The 18,121-nt window shown below is 68.5% G+C and carries 15 protein-coding genes and 2 pseudogenes; 10 read left to right on the top strand and 7 right to left on the bottom strand.

Annotation, left to right across the window (positions count from 1 at the left end; translation table 11 throughout):
- Positions 1–128 precede the first annotated feature (128 nt).
- Together ACFQ6S_RS41680 and ACFQ6S_RS41675 are read left to right on the top strand one after the other, a co-directional pair.
- Positions 129–533, top strand: a complete 405-nt coding sequence (locus ACFQ6S_RS41680; RefSeq protein WP_383421202.1) for a hypothetical protein — start codon at positions 129–131, stop codon at positions 531–533.
- 232 nt (positions 534–765) lie between these two features.
- The gene (locus tag ACFQ6S_RS41675; RefSeq protein ID WP_383421468.1) at positions 766–1,731 is read left to right on the top strand and encodes an alpha/beta hydrolase; all 966 of its coding nucleotides are present in this window, start codon (positions 766–768) and stop codon (positions 1,729–1,731) included.
- 126 nt (positions 1,732–1,857) lie between these two features.
- On the opposite strand, the gene ACFQ6S_RS41670 is transcribed toward ACFQ6S_RS41675, so the two are convergent.
- Positions 1,858–2,391 (bottom strand): GNAT family N-acetyltransferase, encoded by a 534-nt coding sequence (locus tag ACFQ6S_RS41670; protein ID WP_383421199.1) that lies wholly within the window; start codon positions 2,389–2,391, stop codon positions 1,858–1,860.
- A gap of 803 nt (positions 2,392–3,194) precedes the next feature.
- On the opposite strand from ACFQ6S_RS41670, the gene ACFQ6S_RS41665 reads away from it, so the two are divergent.
- Positions 3,195–3,326, top strand: a complete 132-nt coding sequence (locus tag ACFQ6S_RS41665; protein WP_383421196.1) for a hypothetical protein — start codon at positions 3,195–3,197, stop codon at positions 3,324–3,326.
- Positions 3,327–3,615: 289 nt separating this feature from the next.
- Here ACFQ6S_RS41665 and ACFQ6S_RS41660 read toward each other — a convergent pair whose 3' ends face one another.
- Together ACFQ6S_RS41660 and ACFQ6S_RS41655 are read right to left on the bottom strand one after the other, a co-directional pair.
- Complete coding sequence (locus ACFQ6S_RS41660; protein WP_383421192.1) at positions 3,616–4,068, bottom strand: nuclear transport factor 2 family protein; 453 nt, start codon at positions 4,066–4,068, stop codon at positions 3,616–3,618.
- 69 nt (positions 4,069–4,137) lie between these two features.
- The gene (locus ACFQ6S_RS41655; RefSeq protein ID WP_383421191.1) at positions 4,138–4,848 is read right to left on the bottom strand and encodes an SDR family NAD(P)-dependent oxidoreductase; all 711 of its coding nucleotides are present in this window, start codon (positions 4,846–4,848) and stop codon (positions 4,138–4,140) included.
- Between the two features lie 96 nt (positions 4,849–4,944).
- Here ACFQ6S_RS41655 and ACFQ6S_RS41650 point away from each other — a divergent pair, with 96 nt between their 5' ends.
- Entirely contained in the window at positions 4,945–5,796 is an 852-nt protein-coding gene (locus ACFQ6S_RS41650) for a helix-turn-helix transcriptional regulator (protein WP_383421188.1), read from the top strand.
- 315 nt (positions 5,797–6,111) lie between these two features.
- Here the strand turns inward: ACFQ6S_RS41650 and ACFQ6S_RS41645 are convergent, their stop codons facing one another.
- Positions 6,112–6,537 (bottom strand): hypothetical protein, encoded by a 426-nt coding sequence (locus ACFQ6S_RS41645; protein WP_383421185.1) that lies wholly within the window; start codon positions 6,535–6,537, stop codon positions 6,112–6,114.
- Positions 6,538–7,315: 778 nt separating this feature from the next.
- Here ACFQ6S_RS41645 and ACFQ6S_RS41640 point away from each other — a divergent pair.
- The gene (locus ACFQ6S_RS41640; protein WP_383421182.1) at positions 7,316–8,287 is read left to right on the top strand and encodes a serine hydrolase; all 972 of its coding nucleotides are present in this window, start codon (positions 7,316–7,318) and stop codon (positions 8,285–8,287) included.
- 859 nt (positions 8,288–9,146) lie between these two features.
- Positions 9,147–12,497, top strand: a complete 3,351-nt coding sequence (locus tag ACFQ6S_RS41635) for an NB-ARC domain-containing protein (RefSeq protein ID WP_383421179.1) — start codon at positions 9,147–9,149, stop codon at positions 12,495–12,497.
- A 24-nt stretch (positions 12,498–12,521) separates the two neighbouring features.
- Here ACFQ6S_RS41635 and ACFQ6S_RS41630 read toward each other — a convergent pair whose 3' ends face one another.
- The 3 genes and pseudogenes from ACFQ6S_RS41630 to ACFQ6S_RS41620 all read right to left on the bottom strand — a co-directional run.
- Positions 12,522–13,811, bottom strand: coding sequence for an ArgE/DapE family deacylase (locus tag ACFQ6S_RS41630; RefSeq protein ID WP_383421176.1), 1,290 nt, complete (start codon positions 13,809–13,811; stop codon positions 12,522–12,524).
- 641 nt (positions 13,812–14,452) lie between these two features.
- Positions 14,453–14,638, bottom strand: coding sequence for a hypothetical protein (locus tag ACFQ6S_RS41625; RefSeq protein WP_383421486.1), 186 nt, complete (start codon positions 14,636–14,638; stop codon positions 14,453–14,455).
- Between the two features lie 131 nt (positions 14,639–14,769).
- Positions 14,770–14,955: pseudogene (locus ACFQ6S_RS41620) on the bottom strand (aminoglycoside phosphotransferase family protein); the annotation flags it as partial.
- 242 nt (positions 14,956–15,197) lie between these two features.
- Between ACFQ6S_RS41620 and ACFQ6S_RS41615 the strand changes: the two are divergent.
- The 4 genes and pseudogenes from ACFQ6S_RS41615 to ACFQ6S_RS41600 all read left to right on the top strand — a co-directional run.
- Positions 15,198–15,692 (top strand): hypothetical protein, encoded by a 495-nt coding sequence (locus ACFQ6S_RS41615; protein WP_383421173.1) that lies wholly within the window; start codon positions 15,198–15,200, stop codon positions 15,690–15,692.
- Positions 15,692–16,999 carry a hypothetical protein gene (locus ACFQ6S_RS41610; protein ID WP_383421170.1) on the top strand — a complete coding sequence of 436 codons (1,308 nt, stop codon included), beginning with the start codon at positions 15,692–15,694 and terminating at the stop codon, positions 16,997–16,999. Before ACFQ6S_RS41615 ends, ACFQ6S_RS41610 begins: the two co-directional genes overlap by 1 nt.
- 44 nt (positions 17,000–17,043) lie before the next feature.
- Positions 17,044–17,469 (top strand): hypothetical protein, encoded by a 426-nt coding sequence (locus ACFQ6S_RS41605; protein WP_383421167.1) that lies wholly within the window; start codon positions 17,044–17,046, stop codon positions 17,467–17,469.
- 152 nt (positions 17,470–17,621) lie between these two features.
- Positions 17,622–17,777: pseudogene (locus ACFQ6S_RS41600) on the top strand (IS5/IS1182 family transposase); the annotation flags it as partial.
- Positions 17,778–18,121 lie beyond the last annotated feature (344 nt).

The raw sequence follows: 18,121 nt of genomic DNA, 5'->3' as shown, positions 1-18,121 counted from the left end.
CATACGTCCGATTGGCCGCTTCGCGTCACACCTTAGAGATCTTCGGGATGCCGTCAGAAATGGCCCTCACTAGGTTCAATCCCAGATCGGCAGTTCAGCCGATTCCCCTGAAGAAGGAGAAGCCAGACATGCAGACGCGTACCGTCGCCCTGATCGCCGGCGCCTCGGCAGCCGTGGCCATGACCATCACCGGCGTGACCTACGCCTCCGCGGACGCCCCCCAGTCCGCCTCGTCCGTCCGCCCCGCCTCGGCCCCCCTCGGCGGCGACCACGAGTGGAAGGACGGATACAAGAAGCACGACGGCAAGATCCAGATCAACGAGCGGACCTACTCGGACGACCCGGGAGCCTGCGTCGCCGTGGTCCGCCCCGCCGGCACCACCTTCAACATCACCAACAACACCGACCGGACCGTGCAGTTCTTCGCCGCAGACAACTGCGACGCCGGCGGACCCGCCGCCACGGTCGGCCCCGGCGGCTCGAGCTTCGGAGTCGCCGGAGCCATCACGAGCAGCTTCCGCGTGGTCGACTAAAGACACCGCCGCGGCAACCCAGCCCTGAAACATGGCGGCTGGGATGCGTTCAGTCGACACCCCCGCGTATCTGGAGCCCTGGCCCGCCGTAATCGGGCCGGGGCTCCGGCACACGGGTATTTCCTTCAGAAAGATCGCGGAGGGGTTTGCATGATGCGTGCGGCTGACAAGGCGGTGCGGCCGCTTCCCCTGTCCTGGCCCGGTGGGACTCTTCGCCATGGGTGATGCCTCCATGGTGCAGGCGCAGGCGCTCACGCCGGCTGTCCCGCACGTGTCCGACCGGCAGCTGTCTCCGGGCGTACGCCCGGTCAGCGTGGACGCGGACGGTGTCACGCTGTCCGCTTTGATGAGCGAGCCCGCTCACGGCCCGGCCCGTGCGGTGATCGTCGCGCTCCACGGCGGGGGTATGAATGCCGGGTACTTCGACGGCCAGGCGCACCCCGATGTGTCCTTGCTGGCATTGGGTGCGCGCCTGGGCTACACGGTGCTGGCATTGGACCGCCCCGGCTACGGCGCATCCCTCGGCCGCTTCCCCCACGGGCAGACCCTGACCGCGCAGGCGGCGACCGTACGGGACGCCGTGGCCGCCTTCACCGCCCGCCACGCACCTGGCGCCGCCACCGTGCTGCTGGGGCATTCCTTCGGAGCCAAGGTCGCCTTCGCCATCGCCGCGGACAGCAGCGTGCGGGAGGTACTGGGCGTGGAGGTCTCGGGATGCGGGCGCAGACTCGCCGCCCATCCCCAGCCGGCCGGCCCAGAGTCGGGACCGGGCCTGCGGCAGTTGAACTGGGGGCCACTGGGCCTGTATCCCGTCCAGACATTCCAGAAGAGCCGGACCGTGGTAACGCCGATGCCTGAACATGAGGCCGACTCAGTCAAGAGCTGGACGCGACTGTCGGACACGCTCCTGCCGCGCGTACGGGTACCCGTACGACTCACCTTCGCCGAATACGAGGCGTGGTGGCACCACGATGATGACGCGATCGGGGATCTCACCGCGCGGCTGTCCGCAGCCCCACGCGTCGTAGTCGACCGTCTGCCGCACGCCGGCCACAACATCAGCCTCGGCTGGACCGCCCGCGCCTACCACCTCAAAGCCCTCGCGTTCGCGGAGGAATGCCTGGCCCACACGCGCACACGCCATCCCGGCGACTGCGCGGGCGGTGAGACGGGGCAAGCCGTAAGAGCCTGTTCCTGAACCCGAGAGCATCACGATCGCTGACGCCCAGGTCTCGGCGGCCCTGATCTCCCGCAGCTACGGCGGCCCTGACCTTCACCTCCGCAAGCTGGGACCACTCGATGGCCGCCAGCAAGGGCGACGCGTTCACGCCTGGAACTCGGTGAGATCGATGGCGTGAACGAGCAGCGGATAGGCATACACCGGGTGCGCCGTCTCTCGCTCGGGCACCATGCCGAGCTTTCGGATGACGTTCTCGGAGGCGTCGTCACCCACCCGGTTGATGCTGATGATGCGGTCGAGGCCGCGGTCCTGGAGCGCGAACTCCAGTGTGGCGTGGGCGGCTTCGGAGGCGTATCCCTGGCCCCAGAACTGTGAGCCGAGCCGCCAGCTGATGGCTACGGCGGGTAGTACCTCCGGCAGGAACTCGGGCACGGACAGACCCGTGAAGCCTGCCAGTTCACCCGAGGCCAGTAGTTCGACGGCGAAGAGTCCGAAGCCCTCCTCGTCCCACTCCTCCTCCCACCGCTCGATGGCCTGTGCCGTGTGGTCCAGGTCGCGCGCCGAGCCGTCGTCAATCCAGCGCATGACCCGCGGGTCCGCGTTGATGTCGGCCATCGGCGCGAGGTCGTCGTCATGCCAGCGACGCAGGACGAGGCGGGGTGTGCGGATCTCGGTCATGACGCCCATCCTGCCGAAGGCAAGGGCCTCATCGCTAATCCGGCGCTCGCCCGTGCTGCCGCTCTGGGATCGAAAGGCGTCAAGCCGTCTGCACCGCACGCCGTGACGGGCGAAGCGGTGGGACGACGGCCGGCCAGAGGACGTGCCACTTCGGCAGCGCGGTCGAGAGATGAGGCCGATTTCGGCGGCAGCCCGCCGCAGCACCAAGAACGTCGAGAGCGTATGGGTCCGGCCGCCCGATTGAGGCTTGCGATCCGGGCCTGCCTGCCTGGGGGCATGGTCCGAAATCTGCCGCAGGCCCGGGCGCCGTCGTCCAGCAGCCGGTAAGTCATGGCGATGCGGACGTGTTCCCGGCGGAGACAGTGAGGTGATTTTCGACTTCATCTAGGCGCTGCCGCGCCCGTGGCGACGAATTGGGTCACCAGCCGGACGGTGCTGCCGCCAGCCGAGGGAAGCGGCAACGGACGCCCGCGTGCCCGCAGGCCTTACAACTCCGTCCAGTGCCATGGTGCATAGGCCTCCCGGCACACTGAGGGCCTGGCCCCGCACTCCGCCGTCATGCCAGGCCCTCACCGTGCGCTCCGCGGGGCGCAAGCGGTGCGGCAAACGGGTGACGCATCGACCACCCGACCGGGGCTGGGTCGTTGACCGGACATGGCCTTTGCACAGCGAAAGACCCCGAACTCCAAGACACGACCGGCCAACCGACGAGAGGACGCCCGCGCGAGGTGCGGGCGACTGCGGGAAGCAGACGCCGTGGCACATCAAGCCTCGCCAGTCGAAGCGAAACATACCGGCGCGCCATGGACGTTGCCGCGGGTGTTGAATACGCGTTGCGGTCGGGGCCGACGGTGAGGGCGGCAAGGACGGTGATGATCGCGCTGGCAGCCGTCACGATCGTCGCAGCGGCGGTGTCGGTCGTTTTGCCGGCGTGACCGGGATCCACCCCGGCACCAGTCCCGGACAACAGGTCACATGAGTGCGCGGACAGGCGCCTGTATGAGAACCACCGTCCACCACAACAGCGATGGCCCGCGGCGCGGTCCGCGCTCGCCGGCCTGCCCGCCCTCACCACCGCCGCATCCGGCGTTTTCGTTGTCCGCCGCCCCTTCGGGAAAGGCCCGGCGGTCGCGACGCCGCGCCCGGCAGGGACGGCATCCCGGCTCCCCCCGGCCGGTGGCGGACCGCTGCGGTCTGCCACGGGGGCGTCTTCGAGACTGCAGATCAGCGGTCCTGGGCGGCTGCTTCGGCCTGCGAGTCGGCAATGCCGAGGTTGGCATAGGCGACCGGGTTGGCGTACTCCCAGACCTTCACGATCCGGCCGTCGGCGACGTCGATGCGGAAGATGTAGACGTTGTTGTACACGAGCTTTTCCGCGCTGGACAGGATGTCGCCGTTCGCCTGGAGGAACACCGAGCTGGCGTCCTCGCTGACCGTCCAAACCTTGTCCAGGAAGGCGACGTGGTCGAACTTCGCCGCGACCGACTCGACGTAGGCGAGGACGGCGGCGGGGCTGTCGAAGACGTACCAGGGCTCGGGGGTGCCCGCGATCGACAGCGGGATGACGAAAGTGGCCTCCTCCGCCAGCAGGGCCGCCACCGCGGCCGGGTCGCGGTTTTCGAACGCGGTGATGAACGCCTGGGCGGTCCCGAGGGACCTCTGGTGCACGCTGTTCATGATCATTCCTTCGTGGTGGTGGGGTACGACCGCTGTCTGCAGCCGCATGGGCAGGAAGGGCAGACAGGGTCACCAGGGCACGGAGCCGGCGGCGCCGACGAAGGCGGGGCTGGGCGCGTTCGGCCCGGCGGTGACGGCTGCGACGATCACCGCCGCACCGTCCTCGACACTCTGGGTACCCTGATGGCCGTTGAGGTCGGTTGCGGTGAACCCGGGATCGACCGAGACCACGCTGATCTGCGGGAACGCCTGTGCATAAACGGCACTCAGCATGTTCAGCGCGGCTTTGGAGGAGTTGTAGGCCAGCAGCGGCGCCCACGCCTGGAGGATATCGGTGTGGGCGGCCGGGTCGGCGTTGATCGTCAGCGAGCCCAGGCTGCTGGAGACGTTCACGATCGCGGGACGGGCCGCGGCCTGCAGCAGGGGCAGGAAGGCGCGGGTGGTGCGCACGGCCCCGAAGACGTTGGTGTCGAAGACCTGCTGCAGGTCGGCGGCGGTCAGCTCGTCGGCCGAGGCGGCCGGCCCGGCGATGCCCGCATTGTTGACCAGCTCATCCACATGGCCGGCCTCACCACGCACTCTGGCCGCGGCGGCGGCGACCGACGCCTCGTCGGTGATGTCGATCAGGAGAGGGCGCGCCCCCAGGGCCTTCGCGGCCTGCTCGCCGCGGTGTGCGTCGCGGGCACCGGCATAGACGATGTGGCCCAGCTCGATCAGGCGGCGGGCCGTTTCGAAACCGAGGCCCTTGTTGGCCCCGGTGATCACGGTGACTGTTGTCATGCCACTGAGCCTGCGCGCTGCGGCGACGGACAGGGAGAGCCCTGCCCAGCGGGGGGCCGGCCAGTACCAGGCTGGTACACCGCCTAGCGGCGGACAATGGGACGCGTGAACGACGATCCCGCAGCCCTCGGCCAGGCCCTGCGCCACTGGCGTGACCGCACCAGCCCCAAAGACCTGGGCCTGGCCCTCGGCGGTGTCCGCCGCGCCCCCGGGCTGCGTCGCGAAGAGCTCGCCCAGCTCGCCGGAGTCTCCGTCGACTACGTCGTCCGCCTGGAACGAGGCCGCGCCACCTCACCCTCTGCGCAGGTCCTGGCCTCACTCGCCCGCGCCCTGCGCCTGACCGAGGCCGAACGCGACCACCTCTACCTCCTCGCCGCCCAGGCACCACCCACCACCGGGCAGATCTCCCCCCACATCCCGCCCAGCGTCCAACGCCTCATCGACCAGTTGAACGCCAACCCGCTCAGCGTGCACGACGCCGCCTGGAACCTTCTCTCCTGGAACCCCCTGTGGGCCGCCCTCACAGGCGACCCCTCACCCTGGCGCGGCAACGAACGCAACATCGCCTGGCGGCACTTCACTCACCTGCCCACCCGCGTCACCCACACCCCTGAGCAGCAGACCCGGTTCGAGACAGCCCTTGTCTGCGACTTGCGATCCTCCGCCGCCCGCTACCCGAAGGACACCCACCTCACCACACTGATCACCAGTCTTCGCAGCGCCAGCGAACGCTTTGACGACCTGTGGGACTCCCACGCCGTCGGCTACCACACCAGCGACAGCAAAACCGTTCACCACCCCGACCTCGGCCCTGTCACCGTCGACTGCGACACCCTCACCGTCCCCGGCAACGACCTGCGCATCGCCATTTGCTCGGCACCACCGGACACCACCACAGCAGAACAGTTCGCCCTGCTCGCCGCCATCGGCACCCAAACCCTCACCTGACACACCCCACCGCCGAGGCGGAACACTCCCGCGCCAAAACCCCACACGCCACGTCACTCCCGGCGGCCGGCCCTCACCTGAGGTCATGCCGTTGCGTACCGCCGGTCAGCTGTATGCCCGCGCGCCTTTGCGATCACCACGGGGCGGGGGCATAGTGTGAAACGAGCCCAGCCGGGTGTTTCCACGTGGAGGAACCACCCGCGCCGGAGCCCCGGCCCGATTACGGCGGGCCGGGGCTCTCGGTGACACGATGGCCGGACCTTCATACCTTCTACGGTGACCTCTTCAGGGGCAGGCCGTCGGCGAGGTGCCGCTTTAGTCGATCACACGGAAGCTGCTCGTGGGGGACCCGACGCCCGGGCCGCCGACACCGAAGCTGGAGCCACCAGGCCCGACCGTGGCGAGGGGCGCGCCCGCGTCACAGTTGTCATTGGCGAAGAACTGAAGCGTCCGGCGCGTGTTGTTCGCGATGTTGAAGCTGGTGAAGGCCGGGCGGACCACAGCGACGCACACTCCCGGGTCGGAGGAGTAGGTCCGCTCGTTGATCTGGATCTCTCCGTCGCCCTTGTGCCCGTGGCCCTTCTTGTCCCAGTCGTGGTCGCCGCCGAGGGGAGCCGCGGCCGGGCGGACGGCGTCGCGGGCCGACGAGGCGGAGTCGGCGGAGGCGTAGGTCACTCCGGTGACCGTCACGGCCACAGCTGCCGCGGAGGCAGCGATCAGAGCGGCGGTGCGCTTCTGCATGTCAGATCTCCTTCTTTCACGAAACCGGCTGATCTGCCGATCTGGAAATGAACCTACTGACGGCCATTTCCGACGGCACCTCAAAGATCACTAACGTGTGACGTACAGCCGCCAACCGGACGTACGCAAGGGAGTTTCCGACCATTACTGATGGCCCGTCACACTCCTGCAATCACGGGCGACTTGAGGTCTGGTTTAGGCCGGGCCAGTGAATAAGGCGGTCGGCGTCACCCCACCGCGACACTCAGAGCGTGTCGGACGTTGACACCACCCTTCGAAGCAACCGCCGAAAGCGTGTCAAGAACCGAACCCCCGGCCCGGCGGGTCCCGCCGACGGCGCGTGCGGCACCAGAACGTTAGGCCAGCGCGACGGCGGGTCCGTCAGCGCATGCGATGGCGGTGGCTGTGGCTGTGGCTGTGGCGCCTGCGATGGCTGCGGCGGGGACGGCGAGCTACCGGCGGACATGGCCGCTGCCGGCGAGGTGCACCGGGCTCCCCCGCGCCGGCGGACGCGCCCGGATGAAAGCTGCGGACCGGCGCTGCCTCGCGCGGGCAGCGCACCCGCAAGAGCGGGTGCCGGGAAGGCGAGTGCGCTGCCTGTGCCGGCGGCAGCGGCCGGACCCCCGGCTGGGCCGGGGGCCGTATGTGTGAGGCGGCTCCGCTGATCCGGGGAACGACACGCCTATCCGGGCATCAGATCATCACCATCGCATCTGATTTGCCATATTTTCCGGTTACCCGCTGTCTTTCCCTACGGAATGCCAAGGCCTGCCCACCCATGCCCGACGCACGGAACCGGACACACCCCACACGCGGCCCCAGCGCGCACACACTCAAGGTCTGCGCCGCCTGCGCCACCGCAGCCCTCGCGGCATCGCTCGCCGCCTGCACCCCCTCCGGCCCACCCGCCCGCACTCAGCACCCCTCCGTACGGGCGGCGGCACCGGCCCACGGCCCAGCGCCGCGCGCGAAGCGAGGCGCAACGCTCGCCCGGGCGCTCAAGCCCCTCCTGCCCGAAGGCGACACACGCCTGGCCGTGGCCGTACTCGACCTGGACAGCGCCGACCAGGAAATCGCCTCCTACGGAGCCAAGGAAGCGTTCGACACCGCCAGCATCAGCAAAGTAGGCATCCTCGCAGCCCTACTGCTCCAAGCCCAGGACGAAGACCGCAAACTGACCGCCGCCGAGCGCGCCAACGCCGAGCAGATGATCCGCGCCAGCGACAACGACGCCGCCAACACCCTGTGGCAGACCATCGGCCAAGCAGAAGGCCTCGACGCCGCACACACGCGGCTGGGACTCAAAGCCACGCAGGGCGGCCCCGGCACCAGATGGGGCCTCACCCAGACCACCGCCAAAGACCAGGTCCAACTCCTGCGCGCGGTCTTCACCCGCGAACCAGCCTCCTCCCCCCACCCGCCGAACGGACTGAACCAGACCTCCCGCGCCTACATCCACCAACTCATGGACCACATCGCCCACGACCAGGACTGGGGCGTATCCGCCGCCGGCTCCCCCGGCTCCCACTGGGCCCTCAAAAACGGCTGGGTCCAACGCAGCACCACCGGTCTGTGGGTCATCAACAGCACCGGCCAGATCACCGTCCACGGCCACCGCTACCTAATCTCCGTCCTCAGCAGCGGCAACCCCACCATGAAAAGCGGAATCACCCTCGTCGAACACGCGGCACGAGCCGCCATCGGCGCAGCCACCACACACGCCAGACCCTGGCCCAAGCAGAACCCCTGAACCAGCCCTGACAGAACCCAGCCCACCACCCCACACAGACACCCGAACACAGACCACACACGACCCGCGCCCCCCCACGCCCAGCACCGGGCCCCCGGTCACCCCCCTACGCCGCCCAGATCGGGGTCCTCGACCGGCCGCGCCCTTGATGCAGCGTCTGGGCCTGCGCCGGCTGACCCGGCACTCCGCTGAGCACACCCGCGTGGGCCCCACAACCTGCCCCGCTCCAACGCAGCGATAGCGCTCAACAGCCTGGACGCCGCGCTGATCACACTGCTGCACGGCCTGCCCGCCGATGTCGCGCACCCGGCGATGCTGCTTGTGCCGCTGCTGGCCGAACACCTTTCCCGGGCGGCTCGACGTGGGAGCGACTGATGCTCCAACTCGCCGACCAGGTCACTCAGACCTGCAAGCGCACCGCCGACGGGAACAACCGGTCGGCCAACCGTCCCACCCTCACCGCACACCCGACGCGCCACCCTGGCTACCCTCAAGTCCTCATGGCACCAGGTCCGTTGAGGACAGCCGAGGTTGGCCGACAGGTGGCGGTTGAAGGACTGGCCCCGGTGGAATACAACAGCGGTCTTCAGAGGGGTCCGGGAGAGCGCACGTCCGTAGACCGGCCGTGCCCGCATCGGTGCCCAGTTTGCGAGGCACCGCAGGGTCACTCTAGGTACCTTGCCGGGTACGAGCGGTTGCATCGAGGGAAGGGGAGTCCCTCGATGCGTGTCGAAGGTGGTGTGGGGTGCGACGGAGGCTCTCCAGGCAGGGAACCGCGACGGGGGCGTCGACACTGCTTGCATTCGGAGCAGGTGCGCTGGCCAACCTGGCGACGTCACAGTGGACATGGACGGTGGGAGTGTCCCTGTCTGTACTGGTCGTGGTGTGGGTGAGCTTCGAGGTGTGGCGGGTGGACGGCGAAGCCGACCCGAACCGGCAGGGCGCAGCGAACGGCGGTACTCCCGGTTCTGAGAGGCACCGACGGCCCTGGATGGCACCTCCGCTGGACCGGATCGTGGAGCGGCCAGAACTGGCCAGCCAGCTCATGGCCGCACTGCTCGCGCCCGAGGCCACCGAGGTGGGGATGACCACGGGGCTACGCGGCGCCGGAGGGTTCGGCAAGACAACGCTGGCGGCCTGGGCATGCCACCAGCCCCGGCTGCCCGAGCGCTATCCGGGCGGTCTGCTGTGGGCGACCCTCGGCCAGGAGATCCGCGGTGCCGATTTGGCCGAGCGGATCAATGACCTGGCCTGGGTGCTGAGCGAGCGACGGCCTACGCTCTCGGACCCGGACGCAGCGGGAGCCGAGCTGGGGCGGCTACTCGACGAGCGGGCAGAGCCGGTGCTGCTGGTCGTTGACGACGTCTGGCACGAGTCGCAGCTACGGCCGTTCGGATTCGGAGGGCGGGAGTGCACCCGACTCATCACCACCCGGATTCCCGACCTGCTCCCAGCCAGCGGGCAGCATCTCGTGGTGGACGCCATGTCCGCCGAACAGGCTCGGCTGCTACTCACCGGCGGCGTGGCCGGGCTCCCCGCCGAGACCGCCGAGGGACTGGCCAAGGTGGCCGGCCGCTGGCCCGTCCTGCTCAATCTCGTCAACGGCGCCCTACGGCGACGTATCGAGCGGGGCGAGTCGACGCGGGACGCGGCCGAGCACGTCATGCGGACCTTGCTCGCCGACGGACCCGGTGCCTTTGACCCGGCACGCCCAGCCGACCGCAGCCGCGCCGTGGCGGCCACCGTGGAAGCGAGCCTGACCCTGCTCCAACCGGACGACCGCAGCTGCTGTCTGGACCTGGCCATATTCCCCGAAGATGTCGACATCCCGCAGGACGTGCTCCGGCTGCTGTGGCCCGGCTTGCGGGTGGATGCTCTGTGCGAGGAACTCGTCGGACTGGGACTGGTGGCCGACTACAGGCTCGACACACCCGGGCCCCGGCTGGTGCTGCACGACGTCATCCGCGCCTATCTGCGCACCCGCCAGGGACGTGACGCACGCAGCGAGGCGCACCGTCGTCTGACTTCCGCCGCGACCACACTCCTGGCCCACCACAACAATGAGCCGAGACCGTGGTGGACCATGCCGACCGACGCCAACTACCTCTGGCGGTACCTGCCGTATCACCTGGCCGCCAGCGGTCAGCAGGAGGAACTGGCCACGCTTGTGTGCGATCTGCGCTGGGTCGAGGCGAAGACGCGCCGGCTCGGTTCCGTGGTGGGTGTCGTCGCGGATCTGGAGCTGTCAGACACGCCCACCGCCCGAACCCTGCGGCAGGTCCTCCAGCACGCCGCTCACCTACTCGGACCGATCGATCCGCCCGAGGCCTTGGGGGCGACACTGGCCAGCCGCCTGCACCAAGTGCCGGAGCTCGAGACCGAACTCCACTGTTACCAGCAGACCCTGCCCAGGCCCCGGCTTGAGCCGACCTGGCCCCTGCCGGACCAGCCCGATCCGGACCAGCCGCAGCGCACCGGTCACAAGGGCGCCGTGACGAGCTGTGCCTTCTCCACCGACGGCACCCTGCTGGCTACCACCAGCAACGACCACACAACCCGGCTGTGGCGGGTATCAGACGGGACCGAACAAGCCGTACTGTCCGGGCACACCGGTGGGGTATGGGACTGCGCGTTCTCTCCCGACGGCACCCTGCTGGCCACCACCAGCAACGACCACACAACCCGGCTGTGGCGCGTGGCCGACGGGACCGAACAAGCCGTACTGATCGGTCACACGGACTGGGTGACCAGTTGCGCCTTCACACCCGACGGCACGCTCCTCGCTACCACCAGCGAGGACGGCACCGCACGGCTGTGGCAAGTCGCCGACAGCACCATCGCTGCCGTACTGACCGGACACACCAAAGGGACCACCGGTTGCGCCTTCTCCCCGGACGGCGTCCTGCTCGCGACGACCAGCAACGACCACACAACCCGGCTGTGGCGGGTGACCGACGGGACCGAGCACGCTGTTCTCACTGGACACACGCGCATGGCGGACAGCTGCGCCTTCTCCCCGGATGGCACGTTGCTCGCCACCTCGGGCCATGACGACACGGCACGTCTCTGGCGGATCTCCGACGGCACTGAGCACGCCGTGCTCACCGGCCATTCCAGCTCCGTGTACAAGTGTGCCTTCTCCCCCGACGGCACCTTGCTCGCCACTGCGAGCGCTGGCGACGGCATCCGCATATGGCAGGTGCGCGACGGCACAGTCAAGGCGCAGCTCACCGGGCACACGGGCTGGATCCGGGGCTGTGCGTTCTCGCCCGACGGCACGCTCCTGGCCACCACCAGCAACGACCAGACGACTCGACTGTGGCGGGTGACCGACGGCACCGAGGTCGCCGTCCTGGCTGGCCACACCCGGGTGTACCGCTGCGCGTTCTCGCCCGACGGCACGCTCCTGGTCACCACCAGCGACGACCACACGGCCTACCTGCGCCAACTGCCCGACGGTGCAGACCGGGCCGTGCTGACCGGTCATACGGATCGCGTATACAGCTGCGCGTTCTCCCCGGACAGTCGGCTGGTGGCTACCACGAGCAATGACCGCACAACCCGCCTGTGGCACGCCGCCGATGGATCTGAACACTGTGTCCTCACCGGCCACGGAAACTGGGTAACCGGCTGCTCCTTTTCTCCGGACGGCACCCTGCTCGCCACTGCGAGCCAGGACAAGACGGCACGCCTGTGGCACATCGGGGAGGCCAGTACCCGGGCTGTCCTGACAGGCCACACCGAGGGAGTGACCAGCTGCGCCTTCTCACCGGACGGCTCGCTCCTTGCCACTACCAGCGGCGATCGGACCGCACGGCTGTGGCACACCGACGACGGCAGCCCACACATGGCTCTGGTCGGCCACACCGACGCAGTGACCAGCTGCGCGTTCTCGCCCGACGGCACCCTCCTTGCCACCACCGCCGACGACCGCACCGTGCGATTGTGGGACATGGCCGACGGCACAGCCCGGGTCGTGCTCACCGGACATTCCAACTGGGTGGAGAACTGCTCTTTCTCCCCGGACGGGATTCTGATCGCGACAACGGGTCGCGATCAGACCATCCGGCTCTGGGACGTGACCACCGGCCGCTGCCACTGCGCGCTGCGCCTCGCGAGCGATCTCACCGGGCTGTGCTGGCACCCGGACGGCGAGCTGATGTGCACCACAGGCGGGGCAGGCGTGTACGTCCTGGCCTACATGCGGTGACTGGCATCCGACGTCCCTACGCCCTCACTTGGTGCCCACGGTCCGGAGCACCGTGAGCACCAGAGCGCGGGTCACCTCCACGATTTCCGGAACCGAAACCTGCTCTTGCGAACTGTGGGCGACACCGATGTCACCGGGACCGAACTGCAGGGTCGGGATGCCCGCGGCCGCGTAGAGCCGCAGATCACTGCCATACGGAGCACCGCGTTCGGCGGCGACCGCGCCGTGGTTCGCCGCGGCGTGCGCCTCCCGCACCACCCGGCGCAAGGGATGCCCGGCGGGCAGACGACCGCTGGCGAACTGGCCGCCCGGCCAAGTCACCGTTGCCGGGTGGTCGCGCAGCCAGGGGTCAGCCGCACAGGTCCTGGCCACGCAGTGTTCCAGCGCGGCTCGGGCCGTCGCAGGATTCTCATCGATGCGGACGCCGAACCGTCCCTCGGCGACCAGCAGGTCGGGCACACTGCTGGACCAGTCGCCGGCGTGAACCGTGCCGACGGACAACGCGTACGGGATCGCATACTCGGCCATCAGCGGGTCGGTGTCGGTGTTCCGCTCTGCCTCCAGTTCCGCGAGGGCCCGGTGGATGGGCACATACGCGTCGATGGCGCTCACGCCCGCGTCGCGGGAGCTGGCATGAGCGGCCAGGCCCGGAACGGTAATCCGAAACGTCAGCGCTCCGGCATTGGCCGTGATCAGGGTGCTGCTGGTCGGCTCTGTGATGACACAGGCATCGCCCCTGTGGCCGCGCTGAAGCGTGCCGAACGCGCCGAGTCCGCCGTCTTCCTCACCCACCACAAAGTGCACCGCCACCCGGCCGCGCAGCCTGGCTCCGGTAGCCCGGATCGCCTCCAGCGCAGCCAGATGTGCCACCAGTCCAGCCTTCATGTCACAGGCGCCCCGGCCGTGCACCGTGTCCCCGACGACCCTTGGCACGAACGGGTCTCCGCCCCACCGCTCGAGATCGCCGGGCGGTACGACATCGACATGCCCCTGGAGGATCAACGTCGGTCCATCACCACCGTCCTCCGTCGCTCCCACAAGCCCCCACGCCTCCTGCCGAGGCGCTTCCGAGCCAGGGAAGTCCTGATGCGCCAGCAGTGTGGGAAGGTCCATGGACCACAGGTCGACGTCCAGCCCGAGCCTGTCCAGGCGCCTGGCCAGATGGTGCTGGATCTCGGACTCGGCCGGACTCCCGCTCACACTCGGGATCGCGATCAGCTCCAACAAAGTTCGGGCCAGGGCGGCCTCGTCGATCGCGGCAAGTGCGGCCGCCTCCTGGGAACTCAACTCGACACTGAACACGTCGGCGGTCATGGGCGGTTGCTCCTGTCACGGCTCAGTGCGTCACGACGGCACGGTGCTGGCCCCCTCCGGATCTTAAGGCCCGACAATTAGGCACTCAATCTCCATATTTAGCCGTCTTGCAGTGATCTTCCGCGTACTTCGCGCTCCCGAATTCTTCGAGAGGCGGTCGACGCGGAGCCGATCCAACGTGGTGGCCTGGCGGCGTAGTTCACGCTCGATCCACCAGCTGCTGACCGGGACGGTCTCCAGCCCGGTGTTCATGTTGATGATCAAGTGCGGGTTGGCGGTGTTCGGCCAGCGCCGGCGCCCGGTGTCGTCGAACTGGAGGGTGCGGATTGCCCCAAGACGGGCTGTGTGGACCGCGGCGAGAGCGGCGGCCTGCGGATTTCAGGAGAACTCATAAGGTGACACACACGGAGCGTCGGCGAAGCATCACCGGATGAGGGGGAAGGGGCAGGTCGGTTGCAACCCACTCGGCGACGAAGGCCGACCCGGCTGTGACGGGCCGCCGGACGGTGTCGCCGACACGGACGACGCCCTGAGTGATCCGCCCTCCGTGCAGTGGCAATTCGTCCTTTCCCGTGTTCACGGCTCCACCTTCTCGTGCCCTGGCCGACCCGCTTGGCATCTGGCAGAGCGCCGAAACACAGTCACAGAGCGAGCAGGACGCGCTTCCATAGGAGTTGGGAGCCGGCGCGGCCATATATCTGTCGCTTGAGCATTTTGATCCGGTTGACGTGTCCTTCGACGACGCCGGGCTTCGAGGCGAGGGTGAGCCCGGCGACGACGGCGGTAGGAGCGATCGCGCTGTTGCACTGGTTCCGCCGCCTGCGCATCCGCTGGGAGATGCGCGGACATCCACCCCGGGTTCGTCGCCCTCGGCTGCGCGGTCATCTGGGGAGAGCCTGCTCGATGCGTCAGAACGCACTCACAGCGGTCAGGCCCGCGCAGCCTCACACCCGGGATCTCAGACGTCGACCTCACAGCCCGGCGCGGACGGGCCCAAGCTGTTCTCGACCAGCCGGCGAATCCTCAACAGGCTCCGCAATGACCGCCACGCGCGGATTACGTCGAGGTCGACGTCGGTGCCATAGCCGGCGACGACGTCGCCCAGGTGCTGCTTGTGTACGAGCGTCAAGGTGGCGAGGTCGAACCCCATGAGGCGGCACGCCAGGACCGCTGACCAGCACGAATCAGGATGACGGACCCTTTGCTGTGCGTGATCCCGAGCGGCTAGGGTCCAACTACGAGTGATCGCATAGTCGTCGAAGCGTGCCGTCCCACAGCGGGCTCGCGTCGGCACAGGGGGATAATGTGAGTACAGAGCCCGATTCCGTGGCACCCATATCCGGGCCGAACACCGGCCCGGATCCCCGGACCAGCTACCGCCTGGACATGCCCGTGCCCGCCCCGGACGGCCCCACCGACGTCCGCGACTTGAATCCCGCAACCGGGACGAAGCCCGACCCCGGCTTCAACCACAACGGGATCCAGGCCATGTCGGCCGGCACCGGCCCGGGAGGCGCCACCGGCCCGAGCAGCACCCCCGCCACCCAGACTGGCGGCACCGACGACAACGGTTACGGCGTGAGCAACGCCGAACTCGGCAAGATGGCCGACGAGTTGGACCTGGCCGCGCAGATCCTCGAGAAGGCCGACAAGGGCCTGGCGGAATCCGACACCACAGCACGGGTCCACAAGATGCTCACCAGCGGACGCATGCTCAAATCGACGACGGGCGACTGGGACGACGAAATCACCCGCCTCGCCAAGCAATGCCGCTCAATGGCCGACAAGATGCGCCAGACGCACACGAATTACACGACTCAAGAAAACCGTACGGCGCAGGATTTCCAGGCGATCCTTGCTTCGCTCGAGGGGGACGCGTAATGGCATCGCTCGCTGACCGGCCCGAGGGCGAGGACCACGAGCATGCCGATGCGGTCGAGCGGCAGGACATCACGGTCGGGGAACTGGAAGACGTACGTCCGGAGGCATGGTCGCGGGCGGCCGGCGAGTGGGGCGACCTGGCCGCGGCGGCCACCGAGGCCCGGGACCACGTCCAGAACGTCCTGCTCAAGCTGCCCTTCGTCTGGACAGGACCGACCGCGATGATGGCCCGCATCCAACTGTCTGTACTGCATGACGAATTGACCATCGCCCACCGCGAGTCAAAGGCTGCCGCAGCCACGCTCGAAGCGGCGAAGAGCGGGTTCGAACTCGCACGCACCTGGCTCGACGAGGCCCAGGAGATGGCCCGGTCGAAGGACCTGACCCTGCACGACAGCGGAGGCGTCACCGTCCCCGAGCGGGACTACCCGCCCAACGACCCGGACAGCGCGGGGGCGGCCCGGCAGGATCAGGAGAACGCTGACAGCCTCCTCACGCACGCGACCGCCGCCCTCAGCTACGCCGCCGACGTCAACGAGCACACCGGCTACGAACTCGAACGCATCAAGAAGGCGGTGGCGTACACCGTCCTGGACGACCGGACCAAGGCTGCAGTCAAGGCCGACACCGAGGGCGCCAAGAATCTGAACCGCGTCTTCTCCGGTGCGGGCGGAGTGCTGCTCCCGCCGCCCGCGCCCGACAAGGGTTCCGGCGATTACAACACCCGCGAGGCCACCGACGAGGATCGTGCCATCAAGAACAAGATGGGCTTCTTCGCCATGGGCTCCCCCGCGGTGCTCGGCGGCCCTCAATCGGCCAAGCACATGCTGCACTACCTCTCCAACACCGGGGAACCGCTGGACATCGACGTGGACGCGCTGATGGACGACCTCCCGGACATGAATCGCAACGTGGAAGCCCAGCTCGCGGAGAACGCCCCCAACTGGGAGGCGCAGGCCCTCGCCGAATACGAGCGCACCGGGAAGCCCGTGAAGTACGTCCAGCAGACCGGCTGGCAGGGCTGGACCGCCGAAAAGGACCCCGACTGGTATCACGCGGTCGGCTCCTTCCACTACAACACGGTCGCCCAGGTTGAGGTCGTCCCGGGCCCGGACGGCGAGCCCAAGACCACCATCCGCTACCAGACCCACGTGTACGACCGCTACAACTGGGACGCGAGCAAGGCGACTCCGGTACCCGCGATGGGCAACGTGTCGGACGCCCAAATGGCCCGGCTCCACCAGTCGGGTCAGGCCAAGGAGTACGACATGGGCGGACAGAGCGAAGTACGCACATGGAACGGATGAGTACGCTCACGGGCCCCACGAGGCCCCGTCGGCACAGGTGGTTGATGTGGTTCCTGGCCTTGTGCGTCGTGTGGACGCTCGGTGCGATCGCTTGGGCGGCTGTCGCACTGCTCACGCCGACCGATGACGGTCCCCAGGAGGCAGCGGAGCGCAAGGCGGGGATGCACCACGATCAGCATCAAGCTGCGGGGCGCTACTACATCCCGACCTACGCCAAGGTGGAGAAGGACGGCACCGCGGTGCTCCGGTACGAGGTGGGCAACAGCCAGGACTCGAGCATCAAGGACTTCCTTCGTACGTACGACATCACCGCCAAGCCGACTCGCCCCAGCCCGTCCAAGGTGACGTACTCCGACCGCTTCGGCGGCATACGGCGAACGTTCACGGTCACCTACAACCCGTCGCCTGAGCCTGGTGGGTACGACTACGCGCGGATCACCGTCAGAGCCAGGGGCGCCGACGCAAGCTGAAGGGCCGGAAACAGGCCAGCAGATCGGGAGCCGTCAGCCCCGAACCCTTGTCCAGCCGCAACGCATCGCGGCGAGGCCGACAACGACAGTCGGCCTCGCCGTCGAGCAGATGCCTACTACTTGGTCGTGGCCAACGCGACGAGCGCGTACGAATCTCCGACGACGCAGGCGGCATCCACCTGCTGTCGAGCATCGCCGCAGGTCACTCGCGTGTCACGAAGGCGTGGGCAGACACGGGCTACCGCACCAAGGCCGGCGACTACGGCGACGCCCTCGGCATCGACGTCGAGATCGCCCGCCGCGACCCCGAGCACTTGCGGAGGCAGCATGACGCCGTGTCTGGCTGCGGCAGGAAGGACGAGGCCCCTCCGCCATGCCGGAGGGGCCCGTTTCGGTCTCGAGCAGGAGGCTCGGCCGTGAAGCCTGGGCAGCCGGCTCGTACATCACCGTCTGTGTCTGGCAGGCGGAGTCGGCGTTCTCCACCAACGAGCTTCCGGGCCCGGACGGTTGAACCGCCCGGGCCCGGGTCCATGTTCCGCGGTCAACGGTTCGGCGGTGCGTCGAAGTGGGCCGTGGCCAGGACGGAGCCGTCCGCGTTCAGCAGGCTGGCACCAGACACGGTCTCCGGGGCGACCGGCGTGGGGGCTCCCCA

The organism is Streptomyces sp. NPDC056479 (genome assembly GCF_042795335.1).
Lineage (GTDB): Bacteria > Actinomycetota > Actinomycetes > Streptomycetales > Streptomycetaceae > Streptomyces.
Note: the sequence above shows the minus strand (reverse complement) of the source record. Positions and strands in the feature narration are given on the sequence as shown.